This window comes from Bradyrhizobium erythrophlei (genome assembly GCF_900129425.1).
Lineage (GTDB): Bacteria > Pseudomonadota > Alphaproteobacteria > Rhizobiales > Xanthobacteraceae > Bradyrhizobium > Bradyrhizobium erythrophlei_C.
Genome location: NZ_LT670817.1, coordinates 1,306,167 through 1,323,993, shown reverse-complemented (window position 1 = coordinate 1,323,993; position 17,827 = coordinate 1,306,167). Strand labels below are relative to the sequence as shown.

General features: G+C 62.5%; 17 protein-coding genes. 7 read left to right on the top strand and 10 right to left on the bottom strand.

Translation table 11 applies throughout. From position 1 onward, the window contains the following. Positions 1-33 precede the first annotated feature (33 nt). On the bottom strand, positions 34-1,326 hold the full coding sequence (locus B5527_RS06270) for an adenylosuccinate synthase (protein WP_079600516.1): 1,293 nt from the start codon (positions 1,324-1,326) through the stop codon (positions 34-36). Positions 1,327-1,755: 429 nt separating this feature from the next. On the opposite strand from B5527_RS06270, the gene B5527_RS06265 reads away from it, so the two are divergent. Continuing rightward, the gene (locus B5527_RS06265) at positions 1,756-2,691 is read left to right on the top strand and encodes a DMT family transporter (protein ID WP_079600515.1); all 936 of its coding nucleotides are present in this window, start codon (positions 1,756-1,758) and stop codon (positions 2,689-2,691) included. A gap of 89 nt (positions 2,692-2,780) precedes the next feature. Continuing rightward, on the top strand, positions 2,781-3,998 hold the full coding sequence (locus tag B5527_RS06260; RefSeq protein WP_079600514.1) for an alpha-hydroxy acid oxidase: 1,218 nt from the start codon (positions 2,781-2,783) through the stop codon (positions 3,996-3,998). A 329-nt stretch (positions 3,999-4,327) separates the two neighbouring features. On the opposite strand, the gene B5527_RS06255 is transcribed toward B5527_RS06260, so the two are convergent. Next, complete coding sequence (locus tag B5527_RS06255) at positions 4,328-4,729, bottom strand: DUF1330 domain-containing protein (RefSeq protein ID WP_079607111.1); 402 nt, start codon at positions 4,727-4,729, stop codon at positions 4,328-4,330. A gap of 252 nt (positions 4,730-4,981) precedes the next feature. On the opposite strand from B5527_RS06255, the gene B5527_RS06250 reads away from it, so the two are divergent. The 5 genes from B5527_RS06250 (at position 4,982) to B5527_RS47025 (ending at position 9,643) form a co-directional block, all read left to right on the top strand. Further along, complete coding sequence (locus B5527_RS06250; protein ID WP_079600513.1) at positions 4,982-6,025, top strand: C-terminal binding protein; 1,044 nt, start codon at positions 4,982-4,984, stop codon at positions 6,023-6,025. Between the two features lie 104 nt (positions 6,026-6,129). Beyond that, the gene (locus B5527_RS06245; RefSeq protein ID WP_079600512.1) at positions 6,130-7,470 is read left to right on the top strand and encodes an ABC transporter substrate-binding protein; all 1,341 of its coding nucleotides are present in this window, start codon (positions 6,130-6,132) and stop codon (positions 7,468-7,470) included. Between the two features lie 164 nt (positions 7,471-7,634). Further along, complete coding sequence (locus B5527_RS06240) at positions 7,635-8,591, top strand: carbohydrate ABC transporter permease (protein WP_079600511.1); 957 nt, start codon at positions 7,635-7,637, stop codon at positions 8,589-8,591. A gap of 46 nt (positions 8,592-8,637) precedes the next feature. Then, positions 8,638-9,480 carry a carbohydrate ABC transporter permease gene (locus B5527_RS06235; RefSeq protein WP_425305088.1) on the top strand — a complete coding sequence of 281 codons (843 nt, stop codon included), beginning with the start codon at positions 8,638-8,640 and terminating at the stop codon, positions 9,478-9,480. A 37-nt stretch (positions 9,481-9,517) separates the two neighbouring features. Then, the gene (locus tag B5527_RS47025; protein WP_276329312.1) at positions 9,518-9,643 is read left to right on the top strand and encodes a hypothetical protein; all 126 of its coding nucleotides are present in this window, start codon (positions 9,518-9,520) and stop codon (positions 9,641-9,643) included. A gap of 79 nt (positions 9,644-9,722) precedes the next feature. On the opposite strand, the gene B5527_RS06230 is transcribed toward B5527_RS47025, so the two are convergent. The 8 genes from B5527_RS06230 to B5527_RS06195 form a co-directional block, all read right to left on the bottom strand. Continuing rightward, entirely contained in the window at positions 9,723-10,919 is a 1,197-nt protein-coding gene (locus tag B5527_RS06230) for an ABC transporter substrate-binding protein (RefSeq protein WP_245332699.1), read from the bottom strand. A gap of 255 nt (positions 10,920-11,174) precedes the next feature. After that, positions 11,175-12,764 carry a phosphoglycerate dehydrogenase gene (gene serA / locus B5527_RS06225; protein ID WP_079600508.1) on the bottom strand — a complete coding sequence of 530 codons (1,590 nt, stop codon included), beginning with the start codon at positions 12,762-12,764 and terminating at the stop codon, positions 11,175-11,177. A 150-nt stretch (positions 12,765-12,914) separates the two neighbouring features. After that, entirely contained in the window at positions 12,915-14,087 is a 1,173-nt protein-coding gene (locus B5527_RS06220) for a phosphoserine transaminase (RefSeq protein ID WP_079600507.1), read from the bottom strand. Between the two features lie 79 nt (positions 14,088-14,166). After that, positions 14,167-14,373 carry a hypothetical protein gene (locus B5527_RS06215; RefSeq protein ID WP_154072049.1) on the bottom strand — a complete coding sequence of 69 codons (207 nt, stop codon included), beginning with the start codon at positions 14,371-14,373 and terminating at the stop codon, positions 14,167-14,169. 179 nt (positions 14,374-14,552) lie between these two features. After that, entirely contained in the window at positions 14,553-15,023 is a 471-nt protein-coding gene (locus B5527_RS06210) for a GNAT family N-acetyltransferase (RefSeq protein ID WP_079600505.1), read from the bottom strand. A gap of 17 nt (positions 15,024-15,040) precedes the next feature. Next, a complete protein-coding gene (locus B5527_RS06205; RefSeq protein WP_079607110.1) occupies positions 15,041-15,631 on the bottom strand; it encodes a glutathione S-transferase family protein in 591 nt (196 codons plus the stop codon). A gap of 77 nt (positions 15,632-15,708) precedes the next feature. After that, positions 15,709-16,605, bottom strand: a complete 897-nt coding sequence (locus tag B5527_RS06200; protein WP_079600504.1) for an outer membrane protein — start codon at positions 16,603-16,605, stop codon at positions 15,709-15,711. A 221-nt stretch (positions 16,606-16,826) separates the two neighbouring features. Beyond that, positions 16,827-17,705 (bottom strand): outer membrane protein, encoded by an 879-nt coding sequence (locus B5527_RS06195; protein WP_079600503.1) that lies wholly within the window; start codon positions 17,703-17,705, stop codon positions 16,827-16,829. Positions 17,706-17,827 lie beyond the last annotated feature (122 nt).

Below are 17,827 nucleotides of genomic sequence, written 5' to 3'. Positions count from 1 at the left end.
ACTCAACAATGCGGGCTTTCCGGTAACATCTCGTTAAGCCTCGAACGGGTTCTGGACCAGAATAGTATCCTCGCGTTCCGGGCTGGTGGAAAGCAAGGCGATTGGGCAACCCACCAGTTCCTCGACCCGGCGGACATATTTGATGGCCTGGGCCGGCAGATCCGCCCAGGAACGGGCATTGGCGGTCGGCTCCTTCCAGCCCTCGATGGTCTCGTAGACCGGCTTGATCCGGGCCTGCGCGCCCTCGCCGGCCGGCAGATGGTCGATTTCCTTGCCGTCCAGAGTATAGCCGACGCAGACCTCGATGGTGTCGAAGCCGTCGAGAATATCGAGCTTGGTCAGCGCCAGGCCGTTGATGCCGCAGGTCCGCACCGTCTGGCGCACCAGCATGGCGTCGAACCAGCCGCAGCGCCGCTTGCGCCCGGTGTTGACGCCGAATTCCTTGCCGCGGCGGCCGATTTCCTCGCCGATCGCATCATGCAGTTCGGTCGGGAACGGGCCCTGGCCGACCCGCGTCGTATAGGCCTTGCAGATGCCGAGCACATAGCCGACCGCGCCCGGGCCCATGCCGGTGCCGGTCGCCGCCTGCGCCGCCACGGTGTTGGACGAGGTGACGTAGGGATAGGTGCCGTGGTCGACGTCGAGCAGCGCGCCCTGCGCGCCCTCGAACAGAATACGCTTGCCCTCGCGGCGCTTCAGGTCGAGCAGCCGCCACACCGTTTCGGCGTAAGGCAGAAGCTGCGGCGCCAGCGCTCTCAGCTCCTTCATGATTCCCGCGCCGTCGATCTCTTCCAGATTGAGCCCGCGGCGCAGCGCGTTGTGATGCGCCAGCAGGCGGTCGATCTTGTGCGGCAGCGTATCGAGATCGGCGAGGTCCATCAGCCGGATCGCGCGGCGGCCGACCTTGTCCTCATAGGCCGGCCCGATCCCGCGCCGCGTGGTGCCGATCGCGGTGATGGCGTTGCTGGATTCGCGGATCGAATCGAGATCGCGATGCAGGGGCAGGATCAGCGTGACGTTCTCGGCGACCCGCAGATTTTCCGGGCTGATGGCGACGCCCTGCCCCCTCAGTTTCGTCACCTCATCGAGGAACGCCTGCGGATCGAACACCACGCCGTTGCCGATCACCGCGAGCTTGGAGGGCCGCAGCACGCCCGACGGCAACAGCGCCAGCTTGTAGGTTTCGCCGTTGATGACCAGCGTATGGCCGGCATTGTGGCCGCCCTGGAAGCGCACGACGATGTCAGCCTGCTCCGACAACCAGTCGACGATCTTGCCCTTCCCTTCGTCGCCCCATTGGGCGCCGACGACGACAACATTGGCCATTCGCGGGTATTCCCTCTGCAACTATCCTGGTTCAAGCATGATCGGTTCGGAAAATCGCTGCCTGCTTTTCCGGATCATGCGCCCAGCCCTAAATCACGGCCGGGGCGCTCGCATGCGAGGCATACAATCGGATAACGGAAGCGGGCTAGCGACGCAAGCAGGAACGGGGCTTCGGGACCGGATTGGGAGGGCCCCAACCCATTGATATCCCCTAAAAATCTGTGTCGGGACGATGGCACCGGCCGGCGCCGGGTCCGAATCATGCCGCGCCCCGTGGACGAGCCGGCCCATGCATGGTCGCGATGCATCCTGCGCCATTGATGCGCGCCGAAAATCCGTGTCTGTGAGGCGGCCGGGCAGAGCTTCCGCTGGTGCCAAAGCACCGGACGGGCCGCGGCGCCATTGAACCCGGGCCAAGACGACCGCCTAATGTCTGCTTCCGATCAAACCTCCGGGGCCACAACCTCCGGCGGCTGGCTCGCCAACCAGCCCTATCTGCTGCTCTCGATCGCCGCGCTGTGCTGGGCCGGCAACGCCATCGTCGGCCGCCTCGCCGCCGGGCATATTCCGCCGGTGACGCTGGCGTTCCTGCGCTGGGCGATCGCGTTTCTGATGGTGCTTCCGTTCGCGTGGAAGCATCTGCTGCGCGACTGGGGGGCGCTGCGCGCCCGCCTCGGCACCATGGTCCTGTTGTCCGTCACCGGCATCGGCGTCTTCAACGCCCTGCAATATTGGGCGCTCGAATACACCCAGGCGCTGAACACGCTGCTGCTGCAGTCGGCCGGGCCGCTGTTCGTCGCGGTATGGTCGCTGCTTTTGCTCGGGGTCCGGCTGACACTGGCGCAGGCCGGCGGAATTGTATTGTCGCTGACCGGCGTGCTGGTGATCCTGCTGCACGGCGACCTCACCGCAGTCACCAGCATCGTGTTCAACAAGGGCGACGTCATCTTCACCGCGGCGATGGTGTTTTTCGGGCTGTATACGGTGCTGACCTTGAAGCGTCCGAAGATTCACGCGCTGTCGCTGGCGGGTTTCACGTTCGGCTGCGGCGCGGCAAGTTTGATTCCACTGCTGATCTGGGAATTGTGCACGCGGCCGGTGATGCAGCTGGACACGACCAACCTGCTGTCGGTGGTTTACGTCGCGGTGTTTCCCTCGACGGTGGCGTACCTGTGCTACAATCGCGGCATCCACTTGATCGGCGCCAACCGCGCCGCGCCGTTCTTTCATATGGTGCCGGCGTTCGGCGCCGCGATGGCCATCGTGTTTCTCGGCGAACGGCCGCAGCTATTCCACGTCATCGGTTTCGCGCTGGTGCTGATCGGCGTTTTTGTTGCGTCGCGGAAGCAGGCGAGTGCGAATTAGTTTGCGTCAAACGCGGCGGCAGAGGTTGACCGCCATATCCCCCTGTCGGACCATCGCCGCCAAGGCCTCTTAGACGGATTGCTCGCCGAATGCATGACCGAACCGCCGCCATCAATTCCCCGCCAGCCACAGTGCAACGTGCCGAGAGCGGCGTTCCGCGCGCGCTTCGACGCTATCTTTCGCTCGATGATTTCGAGGCCACGGCTCGGCGCCGGCTGCCGAAATTTCTCTATGGCTACATCTCCGGGGCCACCGAGACCGACGCCGCTTTGGCCGACAATCGCCGCGCCTTTCAGGAATACGGTTTTGTCCCGCGCGTGCTGAACGACGTCTCCGGCCGCGAGCAGGCGACAACACTGTTCGGCAAGACCTACGCGGCGCCGTTCGGCATTCCGCCGATGGGCTCGGCCGCGCTGTGCGCCTACCGGGGCGACATCGTGCTGACGCGCGCGGCGGCGGCGATGAATGTGCCGATGATTCTCAGCGCCTCCTCCCTGATCACGCTGGAGGATGTCAGGCGCGAGAATCCGGCCGCCTGGTATCAGGCCTATCTGGCGGGCGATGCGTCGCGGATCGAGCCGCTGGTCGACCGGGTCGCCGCCGCCGGCTACGACACTTTTGTCGTCACCGCCGACGTGCCGGTGCCGCCCAACCGCGAGAACAACATCCGCAACGGTTTCCAGGTCCCGCTGGCGATCACGCCGCGCGTCGCCTGGGACACCGTCACGCATCCGGACTGGCTGCTCGGCACCTGGGCCCGCACCCTGATGAATTACGGCATGCCGCATTTCGAGAACATGGACGCGGTGCGCGGACCGCCGGTGCTCGCCAAAAACCTGATGCGCAACATCGGCAAGCGCGACCAGCTGGCCTGGAAGCATGTCGAGCTGATCCGCAAGCGCTGGAACGGCAAGCTCGTGGTCAAGGGCCTGATCGCGCCTGATGATGCGAAGATCGCGCGCGAATCCGGCGTCGACGGCGTGATCGTCTCCAACCATGGCGGCCGCCAGCTCGACGGCACGGTGTCGGCGCTGCGCACGCTGCCGGAGATCGCCGACGAGGCAGGCGGCATGACCGTGATGCTGGACGGCGGCATCCGGCGCGGCACCGACGTGCTGAAGGCGCTGGCGCTCGGCGCCAAGTTCGTCTTCATCGGCCGGCCGCTGCTGTACGCGGCGGTCGCCGGCGGCGAAGCCGGCGTGCGGCGCGCGCTGACGCTGCTGCGGGATGAAGTCGATCGCGACATGGCCCTGCTCGGCATCCGCAGCATCGGCGAGATTTCATCCGGCCTGGTGCGGAGGCTCTGAAGCGTTTTCAGTTCGGTCGCTTCATCCTTCGAGACGCGCGCAGGTGCGCGCTCCTCAGGATGAGGGTTTGGCGTGCCCCGGACGCTGCGCAGCGCCATAAGCGCGGTTACGCGCGTCTTCGACGCGCTATGGCGGTGCGCTGCTGATCCGGGGTCCATGATGGACCCGTATCCGTGGGTCCCGGCTCTGCGGAGCAGCGTGAAGAACGCTGCACCGCGTCCGGACACGAGACACAGCGCGGCAACGCCGCGCGTCTCGAACCACGAGGCAACGATGGCAATCACGATTCGACCTTGCTGGAAATGCTCCAGGCCGGGCGGATCTGCACCCTACCCGATCTTGAATTTGCTGTAGGCCTCGCTCGTGCAGATGATCACATGCTCGGCGCAGCCGTTGCGGCGGTGCGGGTCGCAGCGGTTTTCGTATTCTTCCGACGTCATCATGTCGAGGAACGCGGCCACGGATGGATAATACACCAGCGCCAGATAATCCCATTGGTTGCCGTGCTGCGGGCCGAGCGCGACCGCTTTGGCGTCGCCGGTCCACAGCAGCGTGCCGCCGCGCGCCTTGATCATCGGCACGGTCAGCGCGCTGTAACGCAAATAGGCATCCCAGCCGCTGCCGTCGCCATCGAGCGAACGCTCGTGGAACCGCATCAGGTTCACCATCACGATCGGGCCCTGATGTTCCAGTTGCTTCAGGCCCTCGATATTCAACAGATCCACGCCCATGGCGGTCTCCTCCGTGCTCGACAGGATCAGGACATTGTAGCATTGCGCGCGCCGGACTTGTCGCGCGGCGCGAATCCGGCGCAACTTCTTCGAAACGATGACGATGCAAGCGGTCACGGCGCCGAACCCGCTTCCGCTTTACTCTCGGGCAGGCTAGCCTGCCCGGGCCAGGAGATGCCAAACGCGCCGAACGCTGGAAGCGGCGATAACCCCGTGTCTATAAAAAGACCGAAAATCAATCGGGAGCAGGAAATGTCGAAGTTCAAGGTCGTGACGCCGAAGGGCGCGAGTTTCACCGTCGCCGGCGGCGGCTATGCGTATGAAAAGGAAGCGCTCGATCCGATCGGCGCCGAGATCGTCGAGGCGCCGGCCAACGAGGCCGAGTTCATCGACGCCGCCCGGACCGCGGACGCCATCTACGCCAAGGGCATTCCGATCTCCAAGACCATCATCGACGCCCTCGAAAACTGCAAGGTCATCACGCTCGGCAGCGTCGGCGTCGACAGCGTGGACGTCAAGGCCGCCACCGCGCGCGGCATTCCCGTCACCAACATTCCCGACACCTTCATCGAGGAAGTCGCCGACCACGCCATGATGCTGCTGCTGGCCGGGTTTCGCCGGCTGGTCGAGCAGGACAAGATGGTGCGGCAGGGCCGCTGGACCGAAGGCCGCCCGGCGCTACTGAAGATTCCCCGGCTGATGGGCCAAACGCTCGGCTTCGTATCGTTCGGGCGCGTGGCGCGCGCGGTCGCCAAACGCGCCGCACCGTTCGGGCTGCGGATGATCGCCTATGATCCCTTCATCGCGGAGACGCTGATTTCCGATCATGGCGTGCTGCCGGCGACGCTGTCGGAGGTGCTGTCGCAATCCGATTTCGTGTCGATGCACGCGCCGGCGCGGCCCGAGGTGCACCACATGCTCGGCGAAACCCATTTCCGCCAGATGAAGCCGAGCGCGATCTTCATCAATACCGGGCGCGGCGCGACCGTGAACGAAGAGGCGCTGATCAAGGCCCTGCAGGAAGGCTGGATCGCACACGCCGCACTCGACGTGCTGGAGAAGGAGCCGCCTTCGCACAACAATCCGATGCTGGGGATGGAGAACGTGACGCTGACGGCCCACGTCGCTTCGGCCTCCGCCCGCTTCGACGAGGCGCGCAAGCGGCGCGTCGGCTTCGAACTGTCGCTGGTGCTGTCCGGCATGTGGCCGGTGAGCTGCGTCAATCCGTCGGTGCTGCAAAATACGTCGCTTCGGCGCTGGCAGCCTGTCGGCATGGAGCGCGGCCCGAACAGCTAGTCACTGCCAAAACTCATCGGCGAATAACGCCGGGTGCAAGAAAACAACAAGAAAACAACAAGGAAACAACTGCACGAACACAGCAAGAAGACAGGGAGGACACCATGAAGAGCGATTTCACGCGCCGTGGCGCGCTGGGCTTGGGGTTGTCTGCCGCGGCGCTGGCCGCGACCGGCGCCTCGGCCCAGCCCGCGGCGTCGGCGGTCAAGGTCACCGACACCCCGGCACCGCCGCTTGCGATCGAAAAAGGCGCGAGCCTGCGCATGCTGCGGCCGGTGCGGTTCGTCCAGACCGATGAGGATGTGTTCCGCGCCAATGCGGCGAAGTTCACGCAAAAGACCGGCGTCGAGGTCAAGGTCGATTTCGTCGGGTGGGAGGACATCAACCAGCAGACCGCGGTGACCTCGAACAGCGGCGCCGGCCCCGACATCATCATCGGTTTTGGTGACGCACCTCACATCTATGTCGACAAGCTGGTTGAGCTGACCGACGTCGCCGATTACCTCGGCAAGCGTTACGGCGGCTGGCTGTTTCTCGCCGAGAAATACGGCAGGCGCCACAACAGCAACGCCTGGATCGGATTGCCGTTCGGCGCCAGCGGCGGTCCTCTGGTGTATCGCAAATCGATGATCCAGGCCGCCGGCTTCGAGAAGGCGCCGGACGACCACGCCGGATTCCTGGATCTTTGCCAGAAGCTGCAGAAAGCCGGCAAGCCCGCGGGCTTCGCCCTCGGCAACGCGGTCGGCGACGGCAACGGATTCTCCAACTGGCTGTTGTGGTCGCACGGCGCCTCGCTGCTCGACGAGGAAGGCAATGTCATCATCAACAGCAAAGAGACCGTTGCCGCGCTTGGATATCTCAAGCAGCTCTATCCCACCTTCATTTCCGGGACGCCGTCGTGGAATGACGTCAGCAACAACCGCGCCTATTCGGCCGGCGACATCTCCCTGACATCGAACGGCGTCTCGCTGTATTTTTCGCTCAAGAACGATCCCGCCACCAGGCCGGTTGCGGACGATACCATGCATCAGTTCATGCCGATGGGCCTCGCCAAATCGTCGCCGATGTCGGGCCTGACCCTGAATGCCATGGTGTTCAGACACAGTCCCTGTCCGAACGCCGCCAAGGCGTTCCTGCAATTCATGCTGGAGCACGAGCAGTACGAACCGTGGCTCAACGCCAACAGCGGCTACTGGGCGCAGCCGCTTGCCGCCTATGCCGACGCCGCGGTGTGGTCCGGCGATCCCAAGGTGCGGATCTTCAAGGACACCATGAAGAATCAATACTGGAATGGCTACAAGGGCCCGATTTCAACGGCGACCGGCGCGGTCAACGCGGACTATGTCCTGGTGCAGATGTGTGCATCGGTGGCGACCGACGCCGCGACGCCGGAAGCCGCCGCCGCCGAAGCCGAGCGACGCGCCAAGCGATATTTCCGGCGCTAAATGTCATTGCGAGCGCAGCGAAGCAATCCATCGATCAACGTAAAATGGATTGCTTCGTCGCGGAGCCTGTCATCGGGCGGCGCTTCGTGCCGACCCGTTGGCTCCTCGCAATGACAACGGAATTCGATTGACATCATTTTGAACGAGACTTTCGGGACGACGATATGTCCGTAACGACGACACTTCCCCGAGGTGCGATTCAGCGGCAGCCGCACTGGCTGGCGCGGCTGTTCGACTACAAGCCGTTCCTGATCGTGGTCTGCCTGACGCCCGCAATCGGGCTGCTGCTGGTGTTCCTCACCTATCCGCTCGGGCTGGGCGTCTGGCTGGCGTTCACCGACACCACGATCGGCCGGCGCGGGGTTTTTGTCGGTCTGGAGAATTTTCAGTACCTCTTGACCGATCCGTTGTGGTGGAACGCGGTGTTCTACAGCGTGTTCTATACCGCCGTCGCCACGTTCGGAAAATTCGCGCTCGGCTTCTGGCTGGCGCTGTTGCTGAACAACCATTTTCCGTTCAAGAGCATCCTGCGGGCGCTGGTGCTGCTGCCGTGGATCGTGCCGACGGTGCTGTCGGCGCTGGCGTTCTGGTGGATCTACGATCCGCAGTTTTCCATCATCTCCTATCTCCTGGTCGACGTGCTGCACGTCCGCACCACCAATATCGATTTCCTCGGCAGCCCCTGGCCGGCGCGGTTCTCGCTGATCGCGGCCAACATCTGGCGCGGCATTCCGTTCGTGGCGATTTCGCTGCTGGCCGGCCTGCAGACCATCTCGCCTTCGCTCTACGAAGCGGCGATGCTCGACGGCGCCAGCGCGTGGCAGCGTTTTCGCTACATCACGTTTCCGATGATGATGCCGATTCTGGCGATCGTCATGACGTTCTCGATCATCTTCACCTTTACCGACTTCCAGCTGGTCTACGCCATCACCCGCGGCGGCCCCGTCAATTCCACTCATTTGCTGGCGACATTGGCGTTCCAGCGCGGCATTGCCGGCGGCGAACTCGGCGAGGGCGCGGCGATCGCGGTCTCGATGATCCCGTTCCTGGTATTTGCGACGCTGTTCAGCTACTTCGGCCTCGCCCGCCGCAAATGGCAGCAGGGAGAGAACAATGACTGAGGCCGTGGCGCAGTCCGGCAACCTCGCAACTTCCACGCCCGATACGATGGCGTGGGATTCGGGGGCGCGGCGGATGGTGATGATCTATCTGCCGCTGTCCTGCTTCGTGGTGATCCTGCTGTTTCCGTTCTACTGGATGGCGATCACGTCATTCAAGCCGAATGCCGAACTGCTCAACTACAAGGCCCATAATCCGTTCTGGATTTCGTCGCCGACGCTCGCGCACATCAGGCATCTCTTTTTCGAGACCGCCTATCCGCACTGGCTGATGACGACGATGTATGTCGCGATCGGCGCCACCTTCCTGTCGCTGTTCTCCAGCACGCTGGCGGCCTACGCCATCGAACGTTTGCGTTTTCGAGGCAGCCCCTATGTCGGGCTTGGAATTTATCTCGCTTATCTGGTGCCGCCGTCGATCCTGTTCATTCCGCTGGCGACCGTGGTGGTTCAGTTCGGATTGTTCGACAGTCCGCTGGCGCTGATCCTGGTGTATCCGACCTTCCTGGTGCCGTTCTGCACCTGGCTCTTGATCGGTTATTTCAAGTCGATCCCGTACGAGCTGGAAGAATGCGCGCTGGTCGACGGCGCCACCCGTCTGCAGATTTTATGGCGGATCACGCTGCCGCTGGCCGTGCCCGGATTGATTTCGGCCGGCATCTTCAGCTTCACGCTGTCGTGGAACGAGTTCATCTACGCGCTGGCCTTCATCCAGAGCAGCGCCAACAAGACGGTTCCGGTCGCGATCCTGACCGAGCTCGTTTCCGGCGACGTCTATCAGTGGGGCGCGCTGATGGCGGGATCGCTGCTCGGCTCGCTGCCGGTCGCGATCTTCTATTCGCTGTTCGTCGACTACTATGTTTCGTCGCTGACGGGAGCGGTGAAGGAGTGAGCAGCGGTGGGTTCATCGCTTCTACTCAACACAGACCGTGCGCCATCGACTCGACCAGCGCGATGGCGTCGCCGCCCCGCTTGTTGCGGCCGGGATCGAAGGTCGCGATGTTGATCCTGGCATCGCCGAGCAGACCGGCGAAGTCGCCGAAATGGCGAGCTGATATTCTTCAGCTCGCCATTTTTTTCTGCGTCAAATCGGTGAATATGCGGCCATCGCATTTCGGCCGATTGCGCGACCGGTCAGTGCGTAACCAAAGGGCAAGCCGAGTCGCCAGGCTTTCCAAACGCTTCCTCGCCCGACATGGTCTGCACAAGACGATAGTAGTCCCAGGGATATTTCGACTCCTCCGGCTTCTTGACCTGCATGATGTACATCTCGTGTTCCATCAGGCCATCCGCACGGATCTTGCCGCCACTCGCGAACATGTCGTCGATTGTCGTCTTGTGAAGTTCGGCCATCACCTTGTCCGGGTCGGTACTGTTGGCGGCCTTGACCGCGTTGAGATAGGTGAGCGTGGCGGAATAGTAGGCGGCCTGGTTCATGGTGGGTTCGCGCTTCGTCTTTTCGAAGTAACGCTTTGAGAATGCGCGGGTCTTGTCGTTGAGGTCCCAATACCAGCCGGTCGTCAGGTAAAGACCTTGTGCGGTTTTCAGTCCGAGCGCATGGATGTCGCTGAGGAAAGCCAGCAACGCCGCAGGTTTCATGGTCTTTGACAGGCCGAACTCGTCAAAGGCTTTCAGCGAATTGGTGAAGTCGTTTCCAGCGTTGGCGAGGCCCAGGACCTGGGCGCCCGAATTTTGGGCCTGAAGCAGGAAACTTGAGAAGTCCGATGCCGAGAGGGGCACGCGCACCGCGCCAACCACCTTGCCGCCATTGGCTTCGACGACCTTGGCGGCGGCTTCCTGAAGCTGGGTTCCGAATGCGTAGTCGGCGGTCAGGAAGAACCAGCTTTTCCCGCCCTCCTTGACCATGGTTGTGGCGGTGCCGTTGCCGAGTGCCGTGGTGTCGTACGCATAGTGAATCGTGTAGGGCGTACAATCCTTGCCGGTCAGCGAAGCGCCGGCTGCACCGATCGCAAAGAACGGCGTTTTCTTTTCCTTCGCGACAGTCGCCAAGGCGAGGCTGACGCCAGTGTTAGAACCGCCAAGCACCATGGTCAGGCCATCGCGATCCGCCCACTCACGAAATTTCTGCGCGCCGACGTCGGGCTTATTCTGATGGTCCGTGACCATAAACTCGACCTTGTTGCCGAGCACCGTTCCGCCGAAATCCGCAATCGCCATCTTGACGGCTTCAACACCGCCTTCGCCAATGACGTCGGCATAAAGTCCCGACATATCGTCGATGTCGCCGATCACCACCTTGTTGGAGGCTGCCTGGGCAAACGGTGCAACAAAAAGCATTGCAGCGGCAAGCGCGCACGCCGCCGAATCCATGACTCGCTTCATTAAGGGTCTCTCCCTGATACTTCTTTTCTATAACGCCGCCGCAGATTATCCAAAACGGCGCGCCTTTCGATATTGGGCTTTGGTATCGATGTTTCGCGATCGCTGCCTGGACCGCCGAGCCCGCGGTGTTTACCAGCAACCAGGCTCATTCGAACAGCCAGCAACAAAAATAGTTAACAGAAAGGCCCGGCTTTGCCGGGCCTTTCCTTCGTCGTGCGGACGATTTCAGAACGTCAGGGCTCTTTAAAAGGTCAGCGCCTTGGCCTGCTTGACCTGCGGCAGCGCCTGCACCTTGGCGAGCACCGCTGAAGGCACCGCGCCGTCGACCTCGACCAGCGCGATGGCGTCGCCGCCCGGCTTGTTGCGGCCAAGATGGAAGGTCGCGATGTTGATCCTGGCATCGCCGAGCAGGCCGGCGAAGTGGCCGATGAATCCCGGCTTGTCCTCATTGGTGACGTAGATCATCGACTTGCCGAACTCGGCGTCGACCCGGATGCCCTTGATATCGACCAGCCGCGGCTTGCCGTCGGCATAGACCGTGCCCGACACCGAACGCTCCTGCCGCTCGGTGACGACAGTGACCGTGATCAGGCTCTCGTAGTCGCTCTGCGCCGCGCGCACGATCTCGTCGACCACCATGCCGCGTTCCTTGGCGACGACAGGCGCGGAGACGACGTTGACGTCGCCCAGCATCGGCCGCAGCAGGCCCGACAGCACCGCCGAGGTCAGCGCCTTGATCTTCATTTCGGCAACGTGGCCCTCATAGGTGATCTGCACCTTGAGGATGCCGGTCTCGGTGAGCTGGCCCGCGAACGAGCCGAGCTTTTCGGCAAGCTCGATGAACGGCTTCAGCTTGGGCGCCTCTTCGGCCGTGATCGAGGGGAAGTTGACCGCGTTGGAAATCGCGCCGGTCAAAAGATAGTCCGACATCTGCTCGGCGACCTGCAGCGCGACGTTCTCCTGGGCTTCGGTGGTGGCAGCTCCCAGATGCGGGGTGCAGATCACGTTGGGATGGCCGAACAGCACGTTTGACGTGGCCGGCTCCTCGACGAAGACGTCGAACGCGGCACCGGCGACCTGCCGGGAATTGAGCGCATCGACCAGCGCCTGCTCGTCAACCAGACCGCCGCGCGCGCAATTGATGATGCGCACGCCCTTCTTCATCTTGGCCAGCGCCGCCGCATCGATGATGTTTTTTGTCTTTTCGGTGAGCGGCGTATGCAGCGTGATGAAATCGGCGCGCTTGAACAGATCGTCGAGTTCGACTTTCTCGACACCGATATCCCTGGCGCGCTCCGGCGACAGGAACGGGTCGAACGCGATCACTTTCATGCGCAGGCCAAGCGCGCGGTCGGCGACGATCGCACCGATGTTGCCGCAGCCGATCACGCCCAGCGTCTTGGCGGTGATCTCGACCCCCATGAAGCGATTCTTCTCCCACTTGCCGGCCTGCGTGGAGGCATCGGCCTGCGGAATTTCGCGCGCCAGCGCCAGCATCAGGGTGATGGCGTGTTCGGCCGTGGTGATAGAATTGCCGAACGGCGTGTTCATCACGATGATGCCCTTGGCGGTCGCGGCCGGTATCTCGACATTGTCGACGCCGATCCCGGCGCGGCCGATGACTTTCAGCCGCGTCGCCTTTTCGATGATCTTGGCGGTGGCCTTGGTGGCGGAACGGATCGCGAGGCCGTCGTAATTGCCGATGATCTCGGCGAGCTTGTCCTTGTCCTTGCCGAGATTGGGCTGAAAATCGACCTCGATGCCGCGGTCCTTGAAGATCTGCACCGCAGCGGGAGAGAGTGCGTCGGAAATGAGAACTTTGGGTTTGGGCATGGAGGTTGATCCTTCTCCCTCCCCTGGGAGGGGGCGAGACGAGCGAAGCTCGCTCTTGGGGTCGACGCGTAGCGCCGGGGTGGGGTGAAAGTCGCGGAACGATTTACTTCTCCCTCTCCCCGTAAGAACGGGGCGAGGTGAACAAGAAACTTACGCCGCCTTGGCGAGCGTGGATTTGGTTTCCGCGAAGGCCCAGTCGATCCACTGCGTCAGCAGCGCGACGTCACTGGCTTCCACCGTGGCGCCGCACCAGATGCGCAGGCCGGCCGGCGCATCGCGATAATGCGCGAAATCGTAGCCCGCGCCTTCCTTCTCCACCAGGGCGACCAGCTTCTTGGCAAAATCCGACTGCGCGTCCGCCGTCAGCGACGTGATCGCGGGATCGACCACCTTCATGCACACCGAGGTGTTCGACCGAACAGCCGGGTCCTTGGCCAGGAAATCGATCCACGGCGTCTTCGCCTTCCAGTCGGCGAGCACCTTGGTGTTGGCGTCGGCGCGCGCGATCAGGGCCTTGAGGCCGCCGACCGACTTGCCCCAGTTCAGCGCGTCGAGATAATCCTCGACGCACAGCATCGACGGCGTGTTGATGGTTTCGCCTTCGAAGATGCCCTGGTTGAGCTTGCCGCCCTTGGTCATGCGGAAGATCTTCGGCAGCGGCCAGGCCGGCGTGTAGCTTTCGAGCCGCGCCACCGCGCGCGGGCTGAGCACCAGCATGCCATGCGCGGCCTCGCCGCCGAGCGCCTTCTGCCACGAGAACGTCACCACATCGAGCTTGGCCCAGTCGAGTTTTTGGGCGAACGCCGCCGAGGTGGCGTCGCAGATGGTGAGGCCCTCTCGATCGGCGCTGATCCAGTCGGCATTGGGCACGCGCACGCCCGAAGTGGTGCCGTTCCAGGTGAAGACGATGTCGGAAGCCGGATCGGCCTTGGAGAGATCGGGAATGTCGCCATAGCCGGCATGCAGCCGCGTGACGTCCTTGAGCTTCAATTCCTTGACGATGTCGCTGACCCAGCCTTCGCCGAAGGATTCCCAGGCAATCGTGGTCACCGGCCGCGCGCCAAGCAGCGACCACAGCGCCATTTCGACCGCGCCGGTATCGGACGCCGGCACGATGCCGATCTTGTAGTCGGCGGGGACCTCAAGCACTTCGCGCGTCAGATCGATCGCGAGCTTGAGCCTGGCCTTGCCGATTTTCGCGCGATGCGAACGGCCCAGCGCGGCGTCCTTGAGATTTTGCGGGTTCCAGCCGGGGCGCTTGGCACAGGGGCCGGAGGAAAAATGCGGCACGTTGGGCCGCAAAGCGGGCTTTGCTGCAGTCATGATCTATCCTTCCAGATAGCAAGCCTCCCGTTGGGGGGAGGTGTCCCGCCGCGGTGCATAGGGGAATCGCCGTGAATCGTCAAGGAACTTCAGGAAGATCACAGGCGATTGATGACTCAGCGTGCGCGTCCGGCGGCAATTTCGCAGCCGGCTGCGACTGCAGCAGCTCCGCCGCATCGGTGACGAGCCTGGCGGCTTTGCGCCGGCTCGCGATTTTCAGAATGCTCTTGTGGTCGGCCTGCACGACATATTCGTTGCCGATCCTGACGATCGAATAATTTTTCATGCGCAATTCCCAAGCCGCCCGAAGCCCGCCGGGATACGCCATGATGTCATGAATCGTTCCGCGAAAAAAATTACGGAACACCGGTTAGTTTACCGCGCCTTAACCGCAACGAATGGCAAAACCCGTTTCGCAACGTTCGCAACGGCCCGGGCGTGACGACGCCGAACAATTGGGCAACATCAAAATCGCAAGGTCATGCCGACATGGCTCGGCTGAAATCCGAGTCGGACGTAGAACCGCTGTGCATCGACGCGGGTGCGATGCGTCAGGAGTTCGACCAGCTTGCAATTTTTGGCGCGCGCCTCCGAGACGGCCCACTGCACCAGTTGCTCGCCGATGCCGCGGCTTCGGCACTGCGCGGCGACGCGAACGTCCTCGATCAGGCCGCGCGAGGCGCCCTGCGAGCTCAGTCCCGGCAGGATGCAGAGCTGCAGGCAGCCGACCACGGCACCCTCACCGTCCTCGGCGACCACAAGCTGGATATGGGAAGCGTGTTCGAGCGCTTCGAACGCCCGGAAATAGGACGGCGGCAGCGGCTCTTCGATCCGTTCGCGCGCGCTGCCAAGCGGATCGTCCGCCAGCATGCGCACGATGGCGCCGACGTCGTCACGGCGGGCGCGCCGGATGGTTATCAAGGATATTGCGTTCATGCTGGTTCCAGAAACCCCTAGCGCGCCGGCGGCAGGCCGAGAGACCGTTCGGCCTCAACGATCCAGCGCCGCACGGCGGCGTAGCCGTCGAGATGGAAGCCGCCTTCATGCGCCAGGCGGGTATAGGCCAGCAGCGCGACGTCGGCGAGCGAGAGGTTGTCGCCGACCAAATATCGCGTCGCGGCAAGCTGGTGCTCCATCCGCGCCAGCGCCGCATAGCCGCGCTTGATCTTGTCGGGATCCAGATCGGATGCCGGCTTGCCCTGATATTTCATCTGGAAGCGGCACACCGCGACATAAGGCTCGTGGCTGTATTGTTCCCAGAACAACCACTCGTCCATCTTCGCCGCCGCAAATTCATCGGCTGGAATGAGATCGCTGCCGCGGGCAAGGTATCGAATGATGGCGTTGGATTCCGCCAGCACCCGGCCGTCGTCGAACTCCACCACCGGAACCTGGCCCGCACTGTTGAGCTTGAGGAATGGCGTGGTGCGGGTCTCGCGCTTGAGCATGTCGACGCCGATCCACGTATAGGGCAGCGCCAAGCGGTCGCAGACCCATTTCACTTTCAGGCAATTGCCTGAATTGGTATCGCCGTGGATTTTCATCACCGCGGTCCTCCCGGACAGGCGTGCCATCGGACCAGCCGCATCATTTCCTGTCAAGGCGGGAGGTGGACAGAGGATCAGAACTTGTAGCCTAGCCCGACGTGCAGGCTGTTCATCGAAACCGACGTGTTCATGACCGACACGAACTTGATGTATTCCCATTCACCGCGCAGGAACAGGCCGTCCCAAACCATGTATTCGGTTCCGAGACCGCCGGTCCATCCAACGACGAAATTATTGGTTCGCTCCTGGCTCGACGTCAGCGAAACCTGCGGTTGAGGGCTAAAAACTGGATTCAGATTGAAGGTTGTCGTGGTGCCGTTAATAGTGGTCGTCACGGTTTGGTCGTCCCGCAAGACGACGTTACTCGTCACCGAACGGGAAACGTCCATGCGGCCAACCGCAAGACCGCCAAACACGTAGGGCAGGAAGTTGCCGGCCGCCCAGCCCGCGCGGCCGCGTAAGGTCAACACGTCCTTGATCTGCAGCGCGGCCTTGCCGGTCAGAGTGGTGTTGTAGGTGTAAGTGTGGTTCGGCGGCGGCATCGAGCCGGCGGGGTTGACGATGCCAAGCGGACCGATCGAGCTGGAAGATGAACTGGCCAGCCTGTTCATGTAATTGTAGTTGGCTTCGAAGCCGAACACGAGGTCGTCCCACTGCCAGTTGCGGCCTCCGAACGCTCCGAAGCCGGTGCCTTGCATGTTGGCCTTGTTCAACAGCGACCACTGCGACGTCGGTTGCTGAAGCACGCTGTTGCGAAAGATAAAATTCGTCAGGCCCACGACGCTTTGGCTGAAATCGACCGATGAGGTTTCGTACCCGACCTGACCGCCGGCATACCAGCCGTCCCAGTTTCGGGTGGCCGTGCTCAGCCCTTCGCTGCCGCGAAGCGCCGGAAAATAATCGGGAAGATCGGCCGCCCGCGCGCCGGAGGCCGCTCCGAACATTACCGCCGCCAGCAGAAACCTACGCATCGCAACGCTCCCATCGAACACCTTAACTTGGCGCCGATCATCGCTCGTTAACCTTAACATATCGTTGTCGCAGCGCGTTGATTGACCTGATCGTGCTCGAAAACCGTTCGTCGCTTTGCACTGAAGCAGCCGTCGCAGTCGGGATCATGCCACGCGCGCAAAACAAAACGGCGCGGGAAAATCCCGCGCCGTTAGCAAACATTGACAGGTGAAAGGCTCGATCAGCCCTTGGTGACCAGCGGCGGCGCATAGACCGGCGGGCTGTCGAAATTCCAGCGCACGCCGAGTTTCAGGTCGTTGGAGGTGATGTCGTTGAACTTCATGACATGGCCTGCCTGGAACCCGGTGAAGTCGGAGATGACGCCGGTCGTCCCGCTACCGAGATTGACATAGCTATAGGCCAATTCGAGCGTGACATTGGGGTTGATCTGGTAGGCTAGACCAGCATGCAGGGCCCAGGCGAAATTCCACTGCGAGCCGCTCGCGGCGGTCGCGTTACTCGCAACTGGGGGACCGCCGGCGAAGGGTGCGGCCGGCGGGGGTGGTAGCTGCAGATTGGTCACGCCGTTATCGGTGAAGCCTGAAATGGTGACTCGGGATGTGCCTACACCCGCGCCGATGAACGGCGTAATGCACCACCAGGTGCCGAGATCGGCATAAGCGTTCGCCAGGAACAGCAGTTCCGATTTGGTGGCACTATAATTATCCTGGCCGTTGTAGGCGACCCCAAACGCCGAGGCGTTGAAGACGTCCGTGCCTTTGAAATTCGTGTTGCCGCGGTATTGCGCGGTGACATCAGCACGGAACCAGTTGTTGAACCGATAGCCCACACCGACGTCAAAGATTCCGCCGGTATCGAAATTGGTTGTCTCCGTCAGAGAACTGATTTGGGAGTACGCGACCGGATCGGACGTGCGGATGTTATTCACCCTCTGATTGCTGAACCCGATATCGCCGCGCAGATACCAACCGCCGAAGTCTTGCGCCGGCGGCGCGTAATATTGCGGCGGCGGCATGATCGAGGGCATGTCCGCGGCAAACGCCGCCGACGACAGCAGTGATGCCGCTCCGGCGGCGACGAGAAATTTAACGCTACGCATTGGCTTCGTCCTTTTGTCCGGTGAGGCGAACGACGGAGGCCTCACAACTAAAAACTCACGGCAGGACGATGCCACCAAATGCTTAAGCGCCACTTAACCCTAATTTTTAAGGTTGATATTCT